Source organism: Bifidobacterium simiiventris (assembly GCF_019331715.1).
Taxonomy (GTDB): Bacteria; Actinomycetota; Actinomycetes; order Actinomycetales; family Bifidobacteriaceae; genus Bifidobacterium; species Bifidobacterium simiiventris.
In genome coordinates, this window is sequence record NZ_JAHBBG010000013.1 from 39,060 (window position 1) to 57,042 (window position 17,983).

A 17,983-nucleotide genomic window follows, 5' to 3' on the forward strand; every position below is an offset into this window, starting at 1 on the left:
TTGCGCTGTATTGGCCGAAGAGAAGTAGCGTAATGATGACGACTGTTGCTGATGTGATTCGGGATGCGGCGGGGACGTTGCGTGAGGCTGGGGTGGATACGCCCGAGCATGATGCGAAGCTGTTGCTGGCCGAGGCGGCGGGGCGCGAGCTGCGCGACGTCGACAAGGCGATACTGATGGGCGATGCGTGGGAAGATTTCTCGACTTCGCTTCGCTTCGCTCAAAATGACAACGACGGGGCTGATTCCTCTGTCATCTCGACCGAGCGCAGCGAACGGAGAGATCTTTCTGTGGCAGAACGATTCTCTGCGATGATCGATCGGCGAGCGAAGCGGGAACCGCTGCAATATATCGTCGGGCACGCGCCGTTCCGATATCTTGATCTCGCGGTTGGCCCGGGCGTGTTCATTCCACGGCCGGAGACCGAAACCGTGGTGCAGGCCGGATTGGACTGGATCACGCGGGAACGGCTGTATACGCCGCGCGTCGTCGACCTGTGCGCTGGATCGGGCGCGATCGGACTGTCCGTCGTGACCGAGGTGCGTGGTGCCGAGGTGTGGGCGGTCGAACTGTCCGACAAGGCGTACGCGTGGACCGAGCGCAATCGCGAGGCGGTTTCACGCCGCGATCCGTCGGCCGGATACAACTATCATCTTGAACGCGGCGACGCGACCAGCCCGCTCACCCTGCCGCAGCTCGACGGCACGATCGATCTGGTCATCACGAATCCGCCGTATGTGCCGCTGTCGCAGATTCCGGATCAGCCCGAAGTGCGCGATCACGATCCGGACATGGCGCTATACGGCGGTTCCGCGGACGGTTCGGCGATTCCGGAACGCATCATCCTGCGCGCGGCCGGACTGCTGCGTGCAGGCGGCGCGCTCGTCATGGAGCATGACATATCGCAGGGCGACCAGCTCGTCGCGTTCGCGCGAGCGAACGGTTTTACGGACGCGCGAACCGAAAACGACTGGACCGGACGGCCTCGGTATTTGTTTGCGGTGCGGGGATAGCGACTACTGCGCGTATTCCTGGTAGATGGAGGCATCGGCGTCGGTGATCGTACGGATCACGCGCGCGGGCACGCCCACGGCCACCGAATTGGCCGGGATGTCGTGCGTCACCACCGCGCCTGCGCCGATCACGCAGCCATCGCCGATCGTCACGCCGCCGACCACGGTCACATTGCCGCCGAACCAGCAGTTCGAGCCGATCGTGATCGGCTTGCCGTACTCGTAGTCATACGACGAACCGTCCGGCGCGACGCGCGAATTGCGGTCCTGCCAGCGCATCGGATGCATCGGCGGCAGCAGCGACACGTTCGGCCCGAACAGCACATCGTCGCCGATCGTCACCGGAGCACAGTCCAGCACCGTGAAATTGAAGTTCGCGAACACACGGTCGCCGATCTTGGTATGGCAGCCATAGTCGAAGAACACCGGTCCCATCAGGCACATGTCCGAGCCGTGGCCGGGCAGCAGTTCGTCCAGCACCGCGGCACGCGTCCCGGCGTCGCCGCGCGGCAGCGCGTTGAACTTCGTGCACAGGTCGGCCGCATGGTCGCGCAGACGGCACAGCTCCGGATCCGCGCAGTTGTACAGTTTGCCGGCGAGCATCTCCTCACGTTCCGAAGCGCGGGGTGTGCGCAGTTCGACGGGCGGGATGGCGGATGCGTTTTCGGCGGTCATGATACGGCTCCTTTGCGTCGTCGGAGGACAGGATACGGGCACACAGTATAAATGCGCAAACGTACATAGGCGGAGTGCGTGGTGTGTGATTGCGGGAGGTTCGTCGCCGGCCTGCGGACTCGAGCCGTCCCCGGGATCCGCGGTCGGCGGCGAGTCTTCGTCCAAGGCGCGATTGCGAACCGTCTCGGGCGCATTCCCGCTGATAAGGCCACCGTGTATTGTGGACAGCAAGAACTTTTCGCACAGGAGGTTTGCCATGTTGGGAACCAGTGATCTTGCCGTGGCGGCTGCGGCCGCGACCGTGCCGGACATCAAGCTGAACGACGGCAACGCGATTCCGCAGGTCGGACTCGGCGTGCTGCGCATCGAGGACGACGCGGTCGCGCCGGTCGTTGAGTCGGCGCTCGAACTCGGCTACCGTCACATCGACGGCGCCGCCGGATACAACAACGAGGGCGGCGTCGGGCGAGCTCTCGCTGCAACCGGCTACAACACAGGCGAGCAGCGCAAGAAACTGTGGTTGACCACGAAGCTGCGCGACTCCCAGCAGGGCTACGATTCCGCACTGAGCGCGTTCGATGATTCGTTGAAACTGCTGCAGGTCGACTATGTGGACATGTACATGATCCACTGGCCGACGCCGTTCGACTGGCGTAGCGGCGACACGTGGAAGGCGTTCGCTAAACTGCGCGAGGAAGGCCGTGTGAAGACGCTCGGCGTGTGCAACTTCCTGCCCGAGCATCTTGAACGGCTGCACGATGAGACCGGCGAATGGCCGGCCGTCAACCAGATCGAACTGCACCCGACGTGGCAGCAGCGCGGCGTCGTGGAATTCTGCCGCAAGCACGGCATCGCGGTCGAAGCATACTCGCCGATGGCCCGCGGCGCCGATCTCAACGCCGGCGATGGCGTGATCACGAAGATCGCCGAGGAGCACAACGTGAGTCCCGCCCAGGCGATCCTGCGCTGGCACATCGAAAACGGCACGATCATCATCCCCAAGTCGGTGCATGAGGAACGCCAGCGTCAAAACCTCGACCTGTTCGGCTTCGCGCTCACCCTCGAGGAACACGCGGCCATCGACAAGCTCGACGGCCCGAAGCGCGCCGGCCATGATCCGATGAAATTCACGTATGCGTGATCGTCGACGTGCCGGATCTCTATGGCAAAGGTCTGGCATGCGAGACATGACCCAGGAATCGTACACGGTGTGAATCACAGGAGCGATACTTGCCTAGAAACAGACGGTATTCCCGTCGTCGTACGCATTTTTCGCGGCGTCGATTCAATGCGTCCAATCCGTTCGAACGCGTATTGATCCTGCTGGTGCTCGTCGTGGTTGCCGGCGTGTCGGTCGGCATCGGACTGCCCAAGGTCAGTCCGACCGTCGGCCAGATCACCGGCGAATACGCGGCGAGCGGTCCGGCCGCGGACGCGCTGAACAAACTCACCGTCGACGATAATCCCGATGCGACCGGCTACGATCGCGACCTGTTCGGCTATCGCGAAACCGACGATGACGGCAATGGCTGCGACGTACGCGAAGACGTGCTCGCCCGAGACCTGACCGACGTGCAGTACGTATCGGCCGGCAGTTGCAAGGTCAAATCCGGCACGCTCGACGACCCATACACCGGGCAAACCATCCATTTCGTGCGCGGGGTCAAGACCAGCAGCGCCGTGCAGATCGACCATGTCGTCGCGCTCGAAAACGCATGGCAGTCCGGCGCACGCGACTGGGACACCGCGAAACGCTACCGGTTCGGCAACGACATGACCAATCTGCTCGCCGTTGACGGGCCCGCCAACCAGAGTAAAGGCTCCGCGTCGGCCGCGTACTGGTTGCCTACCAACGGCGACTATCGCTGCCGATACGTCGCACGGCAGATCGCGGTCAAAACCAAGTATGGTCTGAGCGTCACCACGCGGGAGAAACAGGCCTTGCAATCCGTGCTGGTCGCCTGCCCAAACGAGCAGCTGCCGTAATCCATAACCGGGTATGAATTTCCGTCAAACCGCGGGACAAATCCCGTCGTTTGTAACATGCCGGCGTTATAACGGTGCGCGGTATGGAAGAGAATAACGATAACGATACAGTCACAACAACCATGAATCCGATCGAACAACCGGCCACCGAGCTGGAACTTGAGCGTGCCCGTGTGGACGAGGAACCGGAACGCCAGCGAGGCGGCAAACGCGCCAACGGGCGTAAGGGACATGCGCTCGCCAGCATTCTGGGGCCGGCGTTCGTGGCGGCCGTCGCGTACGTCGACCCGGGCAATGTGGCGGCGAACATCACATCCGGCGCGCGCTACGGGTATCTGCTGGTATGGGTGCTCGTGCTTGCGAACGCGATGAGCGTCCTCATCCAGTATCAATCCGCAAAACTCGGTATTGTTACCGGCAAATCGCTGCCGGAGTTGCTCGGCGAACGCATGAGCGACGCCGGACGGTTCATGTTCTTCATGCAGGCTGAGGTCATCGCCATCGCGACCGATCTGGCCGAGGTGATCGGCGGTGCGATCGCGCTGAACCTGCTGTTCGGCATCCCGCTGTTCGTAGGAGGTCTTGTGATCGGCGCGATCTCCACGGTGCTGCTGTGGTTCCAAGGCGGCAAGACGCACCGTCTGTTCGAGAAGATCGTGATCGCGTTGCTGCTGGTCATCACGTTCGGATTCATCTTCGGCCTGTTCATCGCGCCGCCTGATCCGGCGGCCGTGCTTGGCGGGCTGGTCCCGCATTTCACCACCACCGATTCGGTGCTCATGGCCACGTCGATGCTGGGTGCGACGGTCATGCCGCATGCGATCTACCTGCATTCCACGCTGGTGAACGACCATTACGGGCCGGGGGAGACCAAACCGTCTGTGCGCCAGCTGCTGCACGGTTCGAAGATCGACGTGGCGTGGGCGTTGCTGCTGGCCGGTTCGGTGAACGTGGTGCTGCTCATCATCGCAGCCAATTCGCTGTATGGCATGAAGGGCACTGATTCGATCGAAGGCGCGCAGCATGCGATCGTGAGCGTGTTGGGACCGGTGGTCGGCACGATCTTCTCGATTGGACTGCTGGCGTCGTCGCTCAGCTCCACGTCGGTCGGCACGTACGCCGGCTCGGAGATCATGCACGGTCTGCTGCGCATCAAGGCGCCGATGTGGGCATGCCGTGTGGTTACGCTCGTGCCGGCGCTGATCGTGCTGTGGTTCGCGCCGAACCCCACACAGGCGTTGGTGGTCGGGCAGGTGATCCTGTCGATCGGCATCCCGTTCGCGATCATCCCGCTCATGCGGTACACGCATGACAAGGAACTGATGGGGGAGTACGTCGATGGGACGGCCAAGCATGTGATCTTCATCGGCGTGGCGACGCTGATCGTGGCGCTGAATGTGCTCCTGATCGTGCTGACGGTGCTGGGGAAGGCGTGATTTACTGCCGAGCGCGGGCGGCATGCACCTCATGGAAGTGCGCCACGGCCTTTTGCGCCGCCTCATGCGATGAGCCGGCGCCCGCGCCTTTGACGCCGAATATCACGATGAGCATCTGGATGAACACGAGGAACGCGCTCACGCGTAGCGTCCACTGTGTGCCGAAGATGCTGGCGTCGATCTGGTTGCCGCCATGCACCTGTATCAGTGTTTCCATAAGGATGACGAGCACCGGGGCCCCGATGGCGCCGGCGATCTGACGTACCGTGTTGGTGACGGCCGAGCCAGCGGACACTTCGCTGTGGTCGAGGCAGTTGAGCGACCATGTGGTGATCGGCATGATGATGAACCCCATGCCGATCTGCCGGACGAACTGCCAGATCGACACCCACCAGATCCACGTATTGCGGTCGATCAGGCTCATCATGATGGTGCCGAACAGCAGGATGCCGGTGCCGGTGATCGCGACCGGGCGTGCGCCGAGCCGGTCGAGGAGCTTGCCGCCGAAGAACTGCGAGATGCACATGCCGAACGCGCCGGGCATCATCACCAGACCACTGATCGTGGCGGAATAGCCGCGGTCGTTCTGGATATACAGCGGCATGATGACCATGATCGAGCTGAACGCGAAGAAGCTCAGCGCCGCGCAGATCGTGCCGATCGTGAAGCTGCGGTTCTTGAGTACGCCGAGATCGAGCAGCGGGGGATTGACGGGCTTGCCGGTGGTCGTATCGAGGGGCTTGCGGCCGGCGTTCGCCGTGGCTCCAGTGGCCTCGGCTGCGGATCGTGTCGCAGCCTTCGCCTCATTGAACTTCCGCGCCCCGTGCACCTGGCGCATCACGAACCACACGATGCCGGCAAGACCGATCAGCACCGCGCCCCATACCATCGGATGCGTGAACGGATACGCCTCGATGTTGGTGAAGCCGAACATCAGCCCGCCGAAGCCGATTACCGAAAGGCCTACGGAGAAGAAGTCGGCACGCGCGCCCGGGTCGTGCTCGCCGAAGTTGTGCAGCCCGAACACGGCCAGCAGCAGCGAGACCACGCCGATCACGGTCAAGGTGAGGAAAATGGAGCGCCAGCCGTTCGCATCGGTCTGCCAGCCGCCGATGGTCGGGCCGATGGCCGGTGCCACGCTCATGGCCATGCCGACCGTACCCATGGCCATGCCGCGGCGCGAGAGCGGGTAGATGGAGAAGACCGTGATCTGCAGGACCGGCCACATCACACCGGTGCCGACGGCCTCCAGCAGTCGGCCGAGCAACACCACGAGGAACGACGAACCAACCCATGCGAGCAACGAGCCGATCGTGAACACGATCATTGACGTGATGACGATTTGACGGGTGGAGTAGCGGCGCGTCAGATATGCGGTCAGCGGCACCATCACGCCCATCACGAGCTGGAAAATCGACGTGAGCCACTGGCCCGTGGTCACCGAGATGCCGAATTCCGAGACGATGGTTGGCAGCGCCGCGCTCAGTTGCAATTGGGTGAAGTTGCCGACGAATGTGATGAACGTGAGGATGGCGATCGACGTGAATGCTACTTTCGTCAGATGCCCGTCGACGTAGGTCTCCTCCCGGGTCAGTGCCCGCGCGCGTTCGAGTCGGCGGTCACGCGGATCACGCTTCGCAAGCGGTCCCGTAGCCGTGCTTGCATCCCGTGTGTTGTCGTCATTCGCTGCATTGCCGTTCTGATTCGTCATTCGCCCCATGCACCACATTCTTCCCAAACACGGTTTCCTCGAAAACGTAAATAGCCTACAACCATATCTGGGCAACGTATGTGGCCAAGACACGCCTTTGGCGCGGTTTCGGGGGCATAGTATGCTCGGATATGTTTGTCCGGTTACCCACAGTGCGGTCTCGGTGAGGAACGAGGCCGCATGGTGTGCGACCATGGGGCGAGCCATGGTGTACGACCATGCCGGGAAGTGAGCAGGAGAATACGTAGATGGCATCTGTACGATCCGACGGGACGGCAGTGAACGAGCGGGGAGCCGAACGCGTAATCGCGGGTAATGCCGGAAACCTCGCCGATCCGACCATTGATTCGATACCGAAGCCCCCGCAGGGCCGCCCGGCAACGCCCGGCCGCGGCACGAACGGGACCGATCCCTCCCGAATGCTCAACGATCTGCGCGCCAACCAGTATTCCCGGGTCCAGTACTGGCGCTTTTTCCTCAATCTCGCTTTGCTGCTGTGCGACGCGGCCATGTTCATCATCGGCTCGGCCACCGCATTGCTGCTGTTCCGACATGGCAGCCGAGCCTCGTTCATTTCGTCCCCGGTGTTCGGCACCACCGTCTATCTCATCCTGGGCGCGTTCGTATGGGCGTTCTGCCTGCGTCACGCCGGCATCTACCATCGTCACGTGATGGGCGACGGCTACCAGCTGGTGCCCATGATCATCAAAGGCGCTGCGGTCAGCTGGCTGACGCTGTGCGCAGTCAACTACATCTTCGCCGTAAGCCTGCCGTTGCCGACCATCACTGTGATGATCCTGTTCGCATGCCTGCTGACGATTGGTGAGCGCATGATCTCCCGATCGGTCATCACCCGTGACCGCCGCAAGGGCGCGTACACGTATTCGACGATCGTTGTCGGCTCGCCGCAGGGCATTGCCGGCACGTTGAAGTTCCTTGAGGACCGTCAGCAGCTCAACTACAAGCCGGTGGCGATCTGCCCGATCCGCGAGAATCCGGCCACTGGCGCGATCGAATCGGCGCCGCTCAGCGAACCGGAGCTGCGTGAGTTGTCGTCGGTGTGGGACGTGTCCGACCTGCCGGTGATCCCGTATGACGATCGGCTCGGCGAGACCGCGGTGCGCATGAAGGCGCAGACCGTGATGGTGACCGACGTGCTGCACCGTGATTCCAACAATTTCGCGACGTTCTCGATCGGCATCGAATCGCTTGGTCTCGAGATCGCGCTCCTGACCTCGGCGGCCGACATCGCCGGTCACCAGCTGAGCGTGCGCACATTGAAGGGTGTGAACATCCTGACGATCAGCCTCGCGCAGTACGGCATCTCCACACGCATCTGCAAGCGACTCTTCGACATCGTCGTGTCCGCGCTGCTCATCATCCTGACCTCGCCGTTCATGATCGGCGTGGCGATCGCGATCAAACTGGACGACGGCGGACCGATCTTCTACCGTCAGGAACGTATCGGCCTACGCGGCAAGCCGTTCAACATGCTCAAGTTCCGTTCGATGGTCGTGAATGCCGATGCGCTCAAGGCTAAGCTTGCCAAGGAGAACGGCCAAGAGAAGCGTTTCATCTTCAAGATGAAGAACGATCCGCGCATCACCAGGGTGGGGCATATCACGCGCAAGTTCTCGCTTGACGAGCTGCCGCAGTTCTTCAACGTGTTCGTGGGCGACATGTCGATCGTGGGTCCGCGCCCGCCGCTGCCCGAGGAATACGCCCAGTACGACGACGTGTATGCGCTGCGCATGCTCGTGCGCCCCGGCATCACCGGCCCATGGCAGGTCTCCGGCCGATCCGACCTGTCCGAGGACGAGAGCCGACAGCTGGACGTGAACTACGTGCAGAACTGGTCGATCCTCGGCGACATCATCTACATCTTCCGCACTATCGGCGTGGTGATCCATCCCAAGGGCGCGTACTGATTCCGTCGGTTTTACGCATGTTCGCGGTTCCGCCGGAGGCTCTCGATCACCCTTTCCCGGACGCCTCTTCGTGAGACGATCCGCGTAGGGGGTAGAGGGCCGTTGGTACAATCACCCAGTGTTTGTGAGTATGTCGGTTCAGTAGAGGAGTGACGGGTGTCTTCCGTAGAAAACAACGAGCAGCAGCCGGGGCAGGTCGCTGTTGAAAACCCCGCGGCGGTCAACGAAGACGGCATGACCATCATGGATCTGCTGCGGGTCATCCGCAAGCACACCATCTCCGTGATCGTCACGTTCGTGCTGGTGTTCGCCGCCGTATGCGCGTACACGATCCTCACGCCGGCCAAGTACACGGCCACGGCGCAGGTGTTCGCCACCTACAGCGACACGTCCAACGTGCAGGACAACTTCAACAACATCAACAGCGCCAGCTCGTACATCTCGAACCAGATCAAGTCGTACCCGACGCTGGCCACCACCGAGTCCGTGCTGCAGCCGGTCATCGACGACCTCGGTCTGGACATGACGGTCGGTCATCTCGGCGGCGAGCTGACGGTCACCAACCCGTCGAACACCGCGTTCGTCAACGTGAGCGCCGAGGACGAGAATCCCAAGCAGGCCGCGTCGATCGCCAACTCGGTCGCCAAATCGCTCAAGACTGTGGTCGAGAATTCGCTGTACAGCTCCGACAACAAGTCCCCGGTCAAGCTGTCGATCGTGCAGCAGGCGCAGGAGCCGGTGTCCCCGAGCTCGCCGAAGATCGCGCTCAACATGGCCATCGGCATCGTCGGCGGTCTGATCCTCGGCGTGATCGTGGCGCTGCTCAAGGACCTGTTCTCCACGCGCATCGAAGAGGCGATGGAACTGCAGGAGTTCATCGACGCGCCGATCATGGGCCGTATCCCCGACGACGAACTGCTCAAGGGCGAGGTGCCGGTCATCGTGTCGAACCCGAGCAGCCCGATCGCCGAGGAATACCGCCGTATCCGCACCAACCTGTCGTTCACCGCGCCGGTCGAGGGCACGTCCGCCCGGCTGATCGTCATGACCTCCACCGGCCCGAACGAGGGCAAGACCACCAGCTCGGTGAACATCGCCACGTCGCTGGCCGAAAACGGCGCCAGCGTGCTGCTCATCGACGCCGACCTGCGTCACCCGTCGGTCGCGAACCGTCTCGGCCTCGAAGGTAACGCGGGCCTCGCGCACGTGCTGTCCGGCCAGGCGTCCGTCAAGGACGTGGTGCAACGCTACTGGAAGCCGAACCTGCACATCATGCCGGCCGGTCCGAAGCCGCCGAACGCGTCCGCGCTGCTCAACTCGCCGACCATGAAGGAGCTGCTCAAGCAGGCGCTCGCCCAGTATGACTACGTGATGGTCGACACGTCGCCGCTGGTCGTGGCCAACGACGCCACCATCTTCGGCGCGCTGGGCAACGGCATCGTGCTCGTCTCCGGCCGTGACGTGACCGACAAGCGTGAGCTGCGCGACGTGGCCGCCCAGCTGAGCAACCTCGGCGTGTCGGTGACCGGCTTCATCTTCAACTTCGCTAAGGAAGGCAAGAAGGCGAAGAGCAGCTACGGCAACTATTATTACGACGACGATGAGGACACGTCCCGCAAGAAGGGCAAGAAGGCGCGCACGCGCAAGAGCGCACCCCGTCGGGCGGCCAAGTAGTCGTATGAACATCCGTGCGGCAGCGGGAGACCGTTGAACCGCACGGATTCTTGTTTTATGCAGTCGTATGGAGGAATGGACATGCCTGAACAGCCAGAGGAACCTGGCCAGCAGCCGCAGAAGTTTGATTTTTCGTACATGACGGACGATAGCGCGCAACATGGTACGCAAGCCGGTGTGGCTGGTCCCGTAGCGCAGAACGACGCGTTGTCGATGATGACCGCCGAAGACGCGAACGGCGAGACGTACCAACCACACAAGCACCGTCGACGGCGCATGAGCGCGCAGCATATCCGCCGCATCAAGCGTCGCCGCATGATCAGGCGCATTCTGGTGGGCTTGCTGCTCGTTCTGCTGCTGATCGCCGGCCTGTGCGCGTGGTTCGGTTATTCGGCGCTCAAGGCGAAGAACGAGATGCAGCAGGCCGTGTCGGTGGCTTCCGGCATGCAGAGCGCGCTCAAGGGCGGCGACAATGCCGCGTTGAAGACGAAGATGACGGACTTCTCAGGCCATGTGAACGCCGCATACCGGCAGACCAGTTCTCCGCTGTGGTCCGTGGCGTCGGTCGTGCCGTATTACGGCAGCGATATTAAGGCGGTGCGCACCGCGGTGACGGCGATGGAGAACATTGCCTCGCAGGGCATTCCGGCGTTGCAAGAGGCGTCCGGCGCGCTCGACCTGAGCAACGTGACGGTGAGTGACGGCACGATCGACCTGTCGAGCCTGACGCAGGCCGCCCAGCCGTTGCAGACGGCCGACACGGTGATCCAGAATGCGTCGCGCAGCATCGCTGCCGCGCCGGAAGTGCACATCAGCCTGATCTCCGACGCGCTGGGCAAGGCGACGTCGTATCTCGACACGTTGTCGACGCTCGTGCACAACGTGAACGTGGCCGCGCAGGTGGCGCCCAAGATGCTCGCCAACGACGGGTCGACCCGGACGTATCTGGTGCTGGCGCAGACCAATTCCGAAGTGCGACCGTCCGGCGGTCTGCCCGGTTCGTGGGGCGTGATGACCGTGACGAACGGCAAGGTCGAGATGGGTGAGTTCACCGCCGCGCGGGACTTCCCTGACTTCGACGAGCCGGTCACCGAGCTGACCGCCGAGGAGCGGTCGCTGTTTACGTCGAAGCTGGGCACAGTGCCGCAGGACGTGAACTTCACACCGGACTTCCCGCGCACGGGCGAGATCGCGCAGGCGATGTGGCAGAAGGCGTACGGCACGAAGGTGGACGGCGTGATCGCCATCGACCCGGTGTTCCTGCAGAAGACGCTTGCCGTGTCCGGCAGTGTGACGCTGGAGGACGGCGTGACGCTCGACGGCAACAACACCGCGCAGTACCTGCTTAATCAGGTGTACATCGACAAGCCGCTCGACCAGCAGGACGCGTATTTCGCAGCCGCCGCGCAGGCCGCGTTCCAGCACATCATGAGCAACGCGAAGGACGGCAAGTCGTTCCTCAACGCCATGACCTCGTCGATCTCGTCCGGTCATCTGAAGGTGTGGAGCGCGCGTGCCGACGAGCAGAAGCAGATCGCGACCACGCCGATCGCCGGCGTGCTCAAGACCGCCGCGGCGACCCCGGAAGTGGGCGTGTTCTACTCGGATATCTCACAGGCCAAGATGGACTGGTATTTGAAGCGTTCGGTGAGCGTCGAACCGGACGGCGTGGCCGCCAACGGCGCGAACCAGTACACGGTGCACATCAAGTTCACCAACATGCTCACCGCCGACGAGGTCGGCGCGTTGCCGCAGTACATCGTCGGCCCGTTCCTTGACGACATCCAGGCCGGGCAGATCCGCACGGCCGTGTTCATGTATGCGCCGGCCGGCGGGAGACTGGTGGATTGGACGATGAGCGACGGTAGCGACATCGGCGGTGTGACCGTGCACAACGGGCTGACCGTGGGCGTCAAGACCATGACGCTTGACCCCGGCCAGTCGTATGGGATCACGTTGCATGTGCAGTCCGCTCCGGGCGTGGACGCTCCGCTCGAGATCAACCAGACCCCGCAGATCGACGGCCGCACCGATCAGGAGTAGTTGCGTCTCTTTTCCGCATTGCGCAACGCCATCGCCGTGTTGGGTTTGGCTAACATCCACGCCGATGTTAGCCAAACCCAACACGGCTTTCGTGTATCTCGAGCTTTGAAAAGTCAAGAATTATGGTAATCTTGACTTTTAAGAAGTCAAGATTTTATTAAAACATGACTTCACAGAAGTCAAGAGAACGACAGCTGTAGGTTGATATGGAACGGGGAAGCCATGAGCGAACTGGTGCGAGGGATCATACGAGAATGGAAAGAATCCGGCGTGCCGGAAGTGTTTCCCCGTGATCTTGATCTGGGGGAGGCGCCGGCCCCGCAAAGAGGCAATCTGGTGCGGACGATCATCGGCGTACGGCGTTGCGGCAAAACGTATCGCCTGTTTCAGGAGATGAGAAACATCCTGGATTCAGGTGTATCACCTGACCGGCTGCTGTATTTCAATTTCGAAGACGAACGGTTGAAGCCGTTTGCCAGTGACCTATTGCAGGACGTGCTCGATTCGTATTTCGAGTTGTACCCTCATGCCCGTGCCGAAGGCGTATATCTGTTTTTTGATGAGATACAGGAAGTGCCGGATTGGGGCATGTTCCTTCGAAGGCTCGTGGACACATTGAACGCAACGATCTATGTGACCGGTTCGTCTTCAAAAATGTTGTCTCGTGAAGTGGCGACTGAGTTTCGTGGCCGCGCGTTGCCTCGGGAGTTGTTTCCTATGAGCTTCTCGGAATACATGCGCTTTCATGGCAAGGATGTTGGTTCAGTGCCGGTGGATGATAAAGGTCGCGCGTCGTTCACCGCCGATGAGATCGCTCATCTGAGACATGGCGTTGATGATTATCTTGAGCGAGGTGGCTTCATTGCGGTGCAGGAGCTGGGAGTTTCGGATTCGGTGGCCCTTTTGCAGGAATATGCGAACCGCACGCTGTCAAACGATGTCATCGATCGGTATGATGTGCGCAATCCCGTCGCGGCTTCGGCTTTTCTTTCTCAGGCGATAGCCACTTCCGGACGGGAATTGTCCATCAATAAAATGACGAATCTGCTTACAAGCCGTGGTCTGCGTGTCTCTCGTGGATCGCTTGCCTCCTTGCTGGACTATTACGAAGAGGCGTATCTGCTGTTCTCCGTACATGAATTCTCGCGAGCTTTGGCAGAGAACAGTCGTTCCGTGGCCAAGATATATGTGATTGATCAAGGCATGTTCTCGGCTTTTTCGAGAGCGGCTACACAGGAACGTGGACAGCGATTGGAGACAGCGGTGTTCCTGAAGCTGCGTCGAGATACGGGTATATCGAGAAAAGGAACGATATCTCGTCTGCTGTTTCAGGAAGGTTCGAATCGGCACGAGATCGACTTCGTCGTGGGGGACGCGGTCATGATGAACGCGTACCACTTGATTCAGGTGTGTCTGAATATGGAAGATGACAAAACCCGACGACGTGAAGTGAGTGCGTTGCAGGCCGCCATGCGGCGTTTCGATCTCAGGAGCGGTACCATCGTCACTCTGGATCGTGATGAGACGATCGCTGTGCCGGAGGGGGAAATCAATGTAGTTCCCGCGTGGAGATGGCTGCTGGACGGCAGGTCGTGAAGGCTCTGTGCGATCTTGTCTGCCGGTGAGATGCCGCTGGACACTGTTCCCTTGCTTGCGGTCACTATATGTAGTATTCCGATGTCCTGGTGCTGCCGCGGTGGCGTACCAGCCCTTCGGACTCCATGCGTTTCAGCAGTCGCAAGGTAGTGACGTAACTTTTGCCGTAGAACTTGGCGATTTGCGGCACTGATGCCGATCCTCCGAGGGTCTGAAGGATCTGGATTATGCGGTCGTGGTTTGCTGGTTCAGCGGTCTGGTTGTTGTCTGCTTTTCGTCTTCCGTTGACGGCTAATCCGTAGACATCTTGACCATAGGATTCCACGATGCCCAGAGATAACAGGTCCTGCAGCGACATGGCTATGCGTTTTCGGTCGAGACCGGTTCGCTTGGCGAGTTCGTTTTCATTCATCGTTCCGTGCTGATGCAGGGCTGCGAGCGTAATCAATGATTCGACCGGCAGCGGGGCGTTGCGGTCCGTGGATAATTTATTGACCAAACGCACAAACGATTCGTCCACGGCGGCGTTGCGTAGGAACAACACGACTTCTTCGGAAGTGGATTGCGAATAATCCGGCATCGGACGGCCCGAAACGACCGTTCTGGCGAAGATGCGGTCGATGCCACGTCCCGTTCGTTCCACGTATCCGCAACGTTTGAGAATATCGGCCAATCGGGGATTCCTCGGGGTCGGTGACACGGTAAGCAGGTTGCCTAGATTGACGCCGCGCATGAACCCTCCGGGATTGGCCACGGTGAGTCCGGCTTCATCCAGCTGAAATCTCACCGGCGCCATGATGGTATAGTCCCGGTGGCAGAACGCATTAGCCATAGCCTCTCGGAACGCGCCGCTGTCATAGGCGGAATAGTTGGCGTGCTGAGTTCCGAGCATGATTTCGGTCTGTGTATTCCACGGGGCGATGAGTTCTTCTATTCGACTGAACATGCGGACCAGGGGCATGCGCATTCGCTCGTCCACGATCGGGGAGCCGCTTCGCATGACCTGGAACGTTGCTGTTGCCGTCGGAACACGACGTATGAGCGCCTGTTTTGTGCCGATCATCACGATTCCAGCGATCGTCGGTACGACGGAACCATCTCTGGTTTGTCGAGTTGTCAATCCCAGGGCGCCATCGAAGTCGGCATCAGACAGAGACAGCATCTCGTCGTCCGAGTGGGTTCTGGCGATGCCTTCCCTGAGCGTATCTCTGGCATGGGGATCAAGATCCGTCAAGACCGCTTCCGGAGCCGGCTGCGCGCTGTAATCGTAACTTCCTATTGACGACAACCGCGAGACGAATTCATATGGGTACATGGTGACGACCTCGGGTTCGCCGTTCGCCTTTAATACACGATGTACCACTCTGCCGTTCTTCATGCAAATCAGTTGGGAGGATTCGTCTACGCTGATGGCAACCACATGAAGGCCGTCGCCGGTCAGTACGGCAGGGCGCACCTGTACAGGGGGAACCGTGTTATTGAAGATATATGCCGCCAGCTGGGTGATGTTCTTATGTTCGCGACTGACACCAGTTGGCGTGCCGTCGTCCTCGACGCCGAGGTACAGCGTGCCGCCGCTGGTATTGGAAAAGGCGACCACATTGGCGATGATCGCGGAGTCGTCGATTGGTCCGGACCGTTCGCTTTTGAACTCCACTTGAAGCGATTCCTTAGGGGGAATTTGCAAGTTGTCGCTCATCGCTCCAATCCTTTCATTTATCCTATCAGTGATAAGAATGATTCTATCACTGATAGGATAAATGATAATACCGTGCGTCGTTGTCCGCCAGTGAGATATCGCTGGACACTGTTCCCCCCCCCTACTAGAGTGGTGCCTGTTTCCATGAGCACGAATGAGCGTGTTGAGAACACGAGGAAGCGGGGCCGCGCCATGTATGCCGAGTCATCTGCATGCAGAAATAGTGTCGTTTTCCACGTTTACAACAAGCTGTTCTGAAGCGGCATAGGGGAGTAGCGGGGTCATGCAGCATGTGTTTATTGTCGGTTCGAAGGGTATTCCCGGCAATTACGGCGGCTATGAGACGTTTGTGGATCGGTTGACGGAGTATCACGAGTCGATGATGACTCAGCCTACGGTCTATTAGATTAAGCGGAGGTTGCAGTGAAAGTCTGTTTAGTCAGCTCCAGTGGTGGACATTTGACGCATTTGCTTATGCTGAAGCCATTTTGGAGAAACAAGGATCGTTTCTGGGTAACGTTCGATAAAGAAGATGCCAATAGTGCGCTTCAGGGGGAAAAGGTATATCACTGCTTTTTCCCGACGAACCGAAACATTCCTAACCTTTTCCGTAATACCTTTTTGGCTTGGAAGGTATTACGGCATGAGCGTCCAGATTTGATTATTTCTTCTGGTGCTGCTATCGCAGTTCCCTTTTTTTGGTTAGGGAAGCTCTTTGGTGCTAAGACGGTTTATATTGAAGTTTTTGATCGCATCGACAAACCGACATTGACTGGTCGACTTGTTACCCCGGTGACGGATCGGTTCATTGTGGAATGGGAGGAGATGCTAAATGTCTATCCCAAGTCGATCAATCTTGGCAGTATTTTTTAAAGGCGGCGGTGAATGATATTTGTAACAGTAGGTACGCATGAACAGCCATTCAACCGTTTGATCCAAGCTGTGGATGAACTCAAAGGGCAGGGTGTGATCGAAGAACCTGTATTTATGCAAACAGGTTATAGCACTTATAAGCCAAAGCATTGTGAATGGCAAAGTCTGCTGCCATACGATGAGATGCAGCGAAAAGTAGATGAGGCTCATATTGTGATTTCACACGGTGGCCCCTCAAGTTTTCTTATGCCCCTTAAGGAAGGCAAGGTGCCTATTGTAGTACCCCGCCAACTAAAGTTTAATGAGCATGTTAATGATCATCAAGTAGATTTCGTCCATGCGGTAGATGAACGATTTCACAATATCATTCCTGTATATGATATAGATACACTCGGAAAAATGATCAATAATTATGATCAATATATATTAAATATGTCAGATTCGTCATTTTCTCATAATATAGAGTTTTGTAATAAATTTGAGAATATAGTTGATGGATTATTTGGAGAAAAAAGCATATGAGCGATGCGCAAGAGTTAAGAATCCCCAAGGTGATTCATTACTGCTGGTTTGGGAACAACCCATTGCCGGAAGATGCTAAAAGATGTATTGAAAGTTGGAAAGAATATTGTCCTGATTTCGAAATAAAGAAATGGGATGAATCCAATTTTGACATTAATTCAATTCCGTATGTACAGGAAGCTTATGCTGCAAAGAAGTGGGCATTTGTAACTGATTATGTGCGGTTATGGGTAATCGAAAAGGAAGGTGGAGTCTATCTAGACACAGACGTAGAGCTCATAGCATCGTTAGATCAGATCCTCGAGGGTGTTGGATGCGTAGTATGTGAAGAGGTTCCAGGAAGGATTAATACAGGTGTGGGATTCGCTGCTACCCCGCATCATCCTGTAGTGAAAGCAATGCTTGATGAGTATTCCGAGGCCCATTTTCTTTTAGGGAATGGATCTTATGATCTTACTGCATGCCCAATCCGGAATACCCGTGGACTGGTTAAACAGTTCTATGATGGCCACGCCGGCCTTATTCCTCAGTCGGATTGCAGAGTATTATCGTCTGATTTTATGTCACCTATTAATGCGGAAACTGGAGAATGTAAGATTACGGTAAATACTGTATCTATTCATCATTTCTCCGGTTCTTGGAAAGATGATAGCGAAAAAGAACTGTATGCGAAGAAAATGAAATTACAAAAAAATTTTGGACTTGTTGGTACTTATATATATTATGGATACGCTCTATTCCATGAAATAAAGCATAGAGGTCTTATTTCAGCAATTAAACAGGCAATGCAAAAAATAAGTTTGCGAAAATAATTAGTTTATGGTATT

General features: G+C 58.6%; 15 protein-coding genes. 12 read left to right on the top strand and 3 right to left on the bottom strand.

The genetic code is table 11. The features are described from left to right. Positions 1–32 precede the first annotated feature (32 nt). Positions 33–1,013: a peptide chain release factor N(5)-glutamine methyltransferase gene (prmC, locus tag KIH76_RS10070; protein ID WP_236036969.1), complete on the top strand. Its 981-nt coding sequence runs from the start codon at positions 33–35 to the stop codon at positions 1,011–1,013. 3 nt (positions 1,014–1,016) lie between these two features. Here prmC and KIH76_RS10075 read toward each other — a convergent pair whose 3' ends face one another. Further along, complete coding sequence (locus KIH76_RS10075) at positions 1,017–1,688, bottom strand: sugar O-acetyltransferase (RefSeq protein ID WP_214373183.1); 672 nt, start codon at positions 1,686–1,688, stop codon at positions 1,017–1,019. A 256-nt stretch (positions 1,689–1,944) separates the two neighbouring features. On the opposite strand from KIH76_RS10075, the gene KIH76_RS10080 reads away from it, so the two are divergent. From KIH76_RS10080 to KIH76_RS10090, 3 genes are all read left to right on the top strand, one after another. Next, complete coding sequence (locus KIH76_RS10080) at positions 1,945–2,829, top strand: aldo/keto reductase (protein WP_219070553.1); 885 nt, start codon at positions 1,945–1,947, stop codon at positions 2,827–2,829. A gap of 89 nt (positions 2,830–2,918) precedes the next feature. Continuing rightward, positions 2,919–3,674, top strand: coding sequence for an HNH endonuclease family protein (locus KIH76_RS10085; RefSeq protein WP_236036970.1), 756 nt, complete (start codon positions 2,919–2,921; stop codon positions 3,672–3,674). A gap of 122 nt (positions 3,675–3,796) precedes the next feature. Continuing rightward, entirely contained in the window at positions 3,797–5,110 is a 1,314-nt protein-coding gene (locus KIH76_RS10090) for an Nramp family divalent metal transporter (protein ID WP_420829274.1), read from the top strand. 1 nt (position 5,111) lies between these two features. Here the strand turns inward: KIH76_RS10090 and KIH76_RS10095 are convergent, their stop codons facing one another. Beyond that, positions 5,112–6,821 carry an MDR family MFS transporter gene (locus KIH76_RS10095; protein WP_219070557.1) on the bottom strand — a complete coding sequence of 570 codons (1,710 nt, stop codon included), beginning with the start codon at positions 6,819–6,821 and terminating at the stop codon, positions 5,112–5,114. Positions 6,822–7,240: 419 nt separating this feature from the next. Here KIH76_RS10095 and KIH76_RS10100 point away from each other — a divergent pair, with 419 nt between their 5' ends. The 4 genes from KIH76_RS10100 (at position 7,241) to KIH76_RS10115 (ending at position 14,062) form a co-directional block, all read left to right on the top strand. Further along, a complete protein-coding gene (locus tag KIH76_RS10100) occupies positions 7,241–8,749 on the top strand; it encodes a sugar transferase (RefSeq protein ID WP_219070574.1) in 1,509 nt (502 codons plus the stop codon). A 156-nt stretch (positions 8,750–8,905) separates the two neighbouring features. Then, the gene (locus KIH76_RS10105) at positions 8,906–10,423 is read left to right on the top strand and encodes a tyrosine-protein kinase domain-containing protein (protein ID WP_338023660.1); all 1,518 of its coding nucleotides are present in this window, start codon (positions 8,906–8,908) and stop codon (positions 10,421–10,423) included. Between the two features lie 81 nt (positions 10,424–10,504). Further along, positions 10,505–12,466, top strand: a complete 1,962-nt coding sequence (locus KIH76_RS10110; RefSeq protein WP_219070559.1) for a DUF4012 domain-containing protein — start codon at positions 10,505–10,507, stop codon at positions 12,464–12,466. Between the two features lie 222 nt (positions 12,467–12,688). Beyond that, positions 12,689–14,062, top strand: a complete 1,374-nt coding sequence (locus KIH76_RS10115; RefSeq protein WP_219070561.1) for an ATP-binding protein — start codon at positions 12,689–12,691, stop codon at positions 14,060–14,062. A gap of 64 nt (positions 14,063–14,126) precedes the next feature. Here the strand turns inward: KIH76_RS10115 and KIH76_RS10120 are convergent, their stop codons facing one another. Then, positions 14,127–15,761, bottom strand: a complete 1,635-nt coding sequence (locus tag KIH76_RS10120) for an RNA-binding domain-containing protein (RefSeq protein ID WP_219070563.1) — start codon at positions 15,759–15,761, stop codon at positions 14,127–14,129. Between the two features lie 283 nt (positions 15,762–16,044). Between KIH76_RS10120 and KIH76_RS10125 the strand changes: the two genes are divergently transcribed. The 4 genes from KIH76_RS10125 to KIH76_RS10140 are packed head-to-tail and all read left to right on the top strand — an operon-like array spanning position 16,045 to position 17,968. Continuing rightward, positions 16,045–16,167, top strand: coding sequence for a DUF1972 domain-containing protein (locus KIH76_RS10125; protein ID WP_236036972.1), 123 nt, complete (start codon positions 16,045–16,047; stop codon positions 16,165–16,167). A gap of 17 nt (positions 16,168–16,184) precedes the next feature. Beyond that, a complete protein-coding gene (gene pssD / locus KIH76_RS10130; RefSeq protein ID WP_338023661.1) occupies positions 16,185–16,634 on the top strand; it encodes a PssD/Cps14F family polysaccharide biosynthesis glycosyltransferase in 450 nt (149 codons plus the stop codon). A gap of 12 nt (positions 16,635–16,646) precedes the next feature. After that, positions 16,647–17,156 (top strand): glycosyltransferase, encoded by a 510-nt coding sequence (locus tag KIH76_RS10135; protein WP_214373190.1) that lies wholly within the window; start codon positions 16,647–16,649, stop codon positions 17,154–17,156. Continuing rightward, positions 17,153–17,968 carry a glycosyltransferase family 32 protein gene (locus KIH76_RS10140; protein WP_214373191.1) on the top strand — a complete coding sequence of 272 codons (816 nt, stop codon included), beginning with the start codon at positions 17,153–17,155 and terminating at the stop codon, positions 17,966–17,968. The genes KIH76_RS10135 and KIH76_RS10140 overlap by 4 nt, the downstream gene beginning before the upstream one ends. The last annotated feature ends 15 nt before the right edge of the window (positions 17,969–17,983 follow it).

Coding starts and splice junctions, on each gene's coding strand:
- KIH76_RS10125 (WP_236036972.1), top strand. CDS start 16,045: ATGCAGCATGTGTTTATTGTCGGTTCGAAGGGTATTCCCGGCAATTAC.
- KIH76_RS10135 (WP_214373190.1), top strand. CDS start 16,647: ATGATATTTGTAACAGTAGGTACGCATGAACAGCCATTCAACCGTTTG.
- KIH76_RS10075 (WP_214373183.1), bottom strand. CDS start 1,688: ATGACCGCCGAAAACGCATCCGCCATCCCGCCCGTCGAACTGCGCACA.
- KIH76_RS10140 (WP_214373191.1), top strand. CDS start 17,153: ATGAGCGATGCGCAAGAGTTAAGAATCCCCAAGGTGATTCATTACTGC.
- KIH76_RS10095 (WP_219070557.1), bottom strand. CDS start 6,821: ATGACGAATCAGAACGGCAATGCAGCGAATGACGACAACACACGGGAT.
- KIH76_RS10120 (WP_219070563.1), bottom strand. CDS start 15,761: ATGAGCGACAACTTGCAAATTCCCCCTAAGGAATCGCTTCAAGTGGAG.
- KIH76_RS10110 (WP_219070559.1), top strand. CDS start 10,505: ATGCCTGAACAGCCAGAGGAACCTGGCCAGCAGCCGCAGAAGTTTGAT.
- KIH76_RS10090 (WP_420829274.1), top strand. CDS start 3,797: ATGAATCCGATCGAACAACCGGCCACCGAGCTGGAACTTGAGCGTGCC.
- prmC (WP_236036969.1), top strand. CDS start 33: ATGATGACGACTGTTGCTGATGTGATTCGGGATGCGGCGGGGACGTTG.
- KIH76_RS10115 (WP_219070561.1), top strand. CDS start 12,689: ATGAGCGAACTGGTGCGAGGGATCATACGAGAATGGAAAGAATCCGGC.
- KIH76_RS10100 (WP_219070574.1), top strand. CDS start 7,241: ATGCTCAACGATCTGCGCGCCAACCAGTATTCCCGGGTCCAGTACTGG.
- KIH76_RS10080 (WP_219070553.1), top strand. CDS start 1,945: ATGTTGGGAACCAGTGATCTTGCCGTGGCGGCTGCGGCCGCGACCGTG.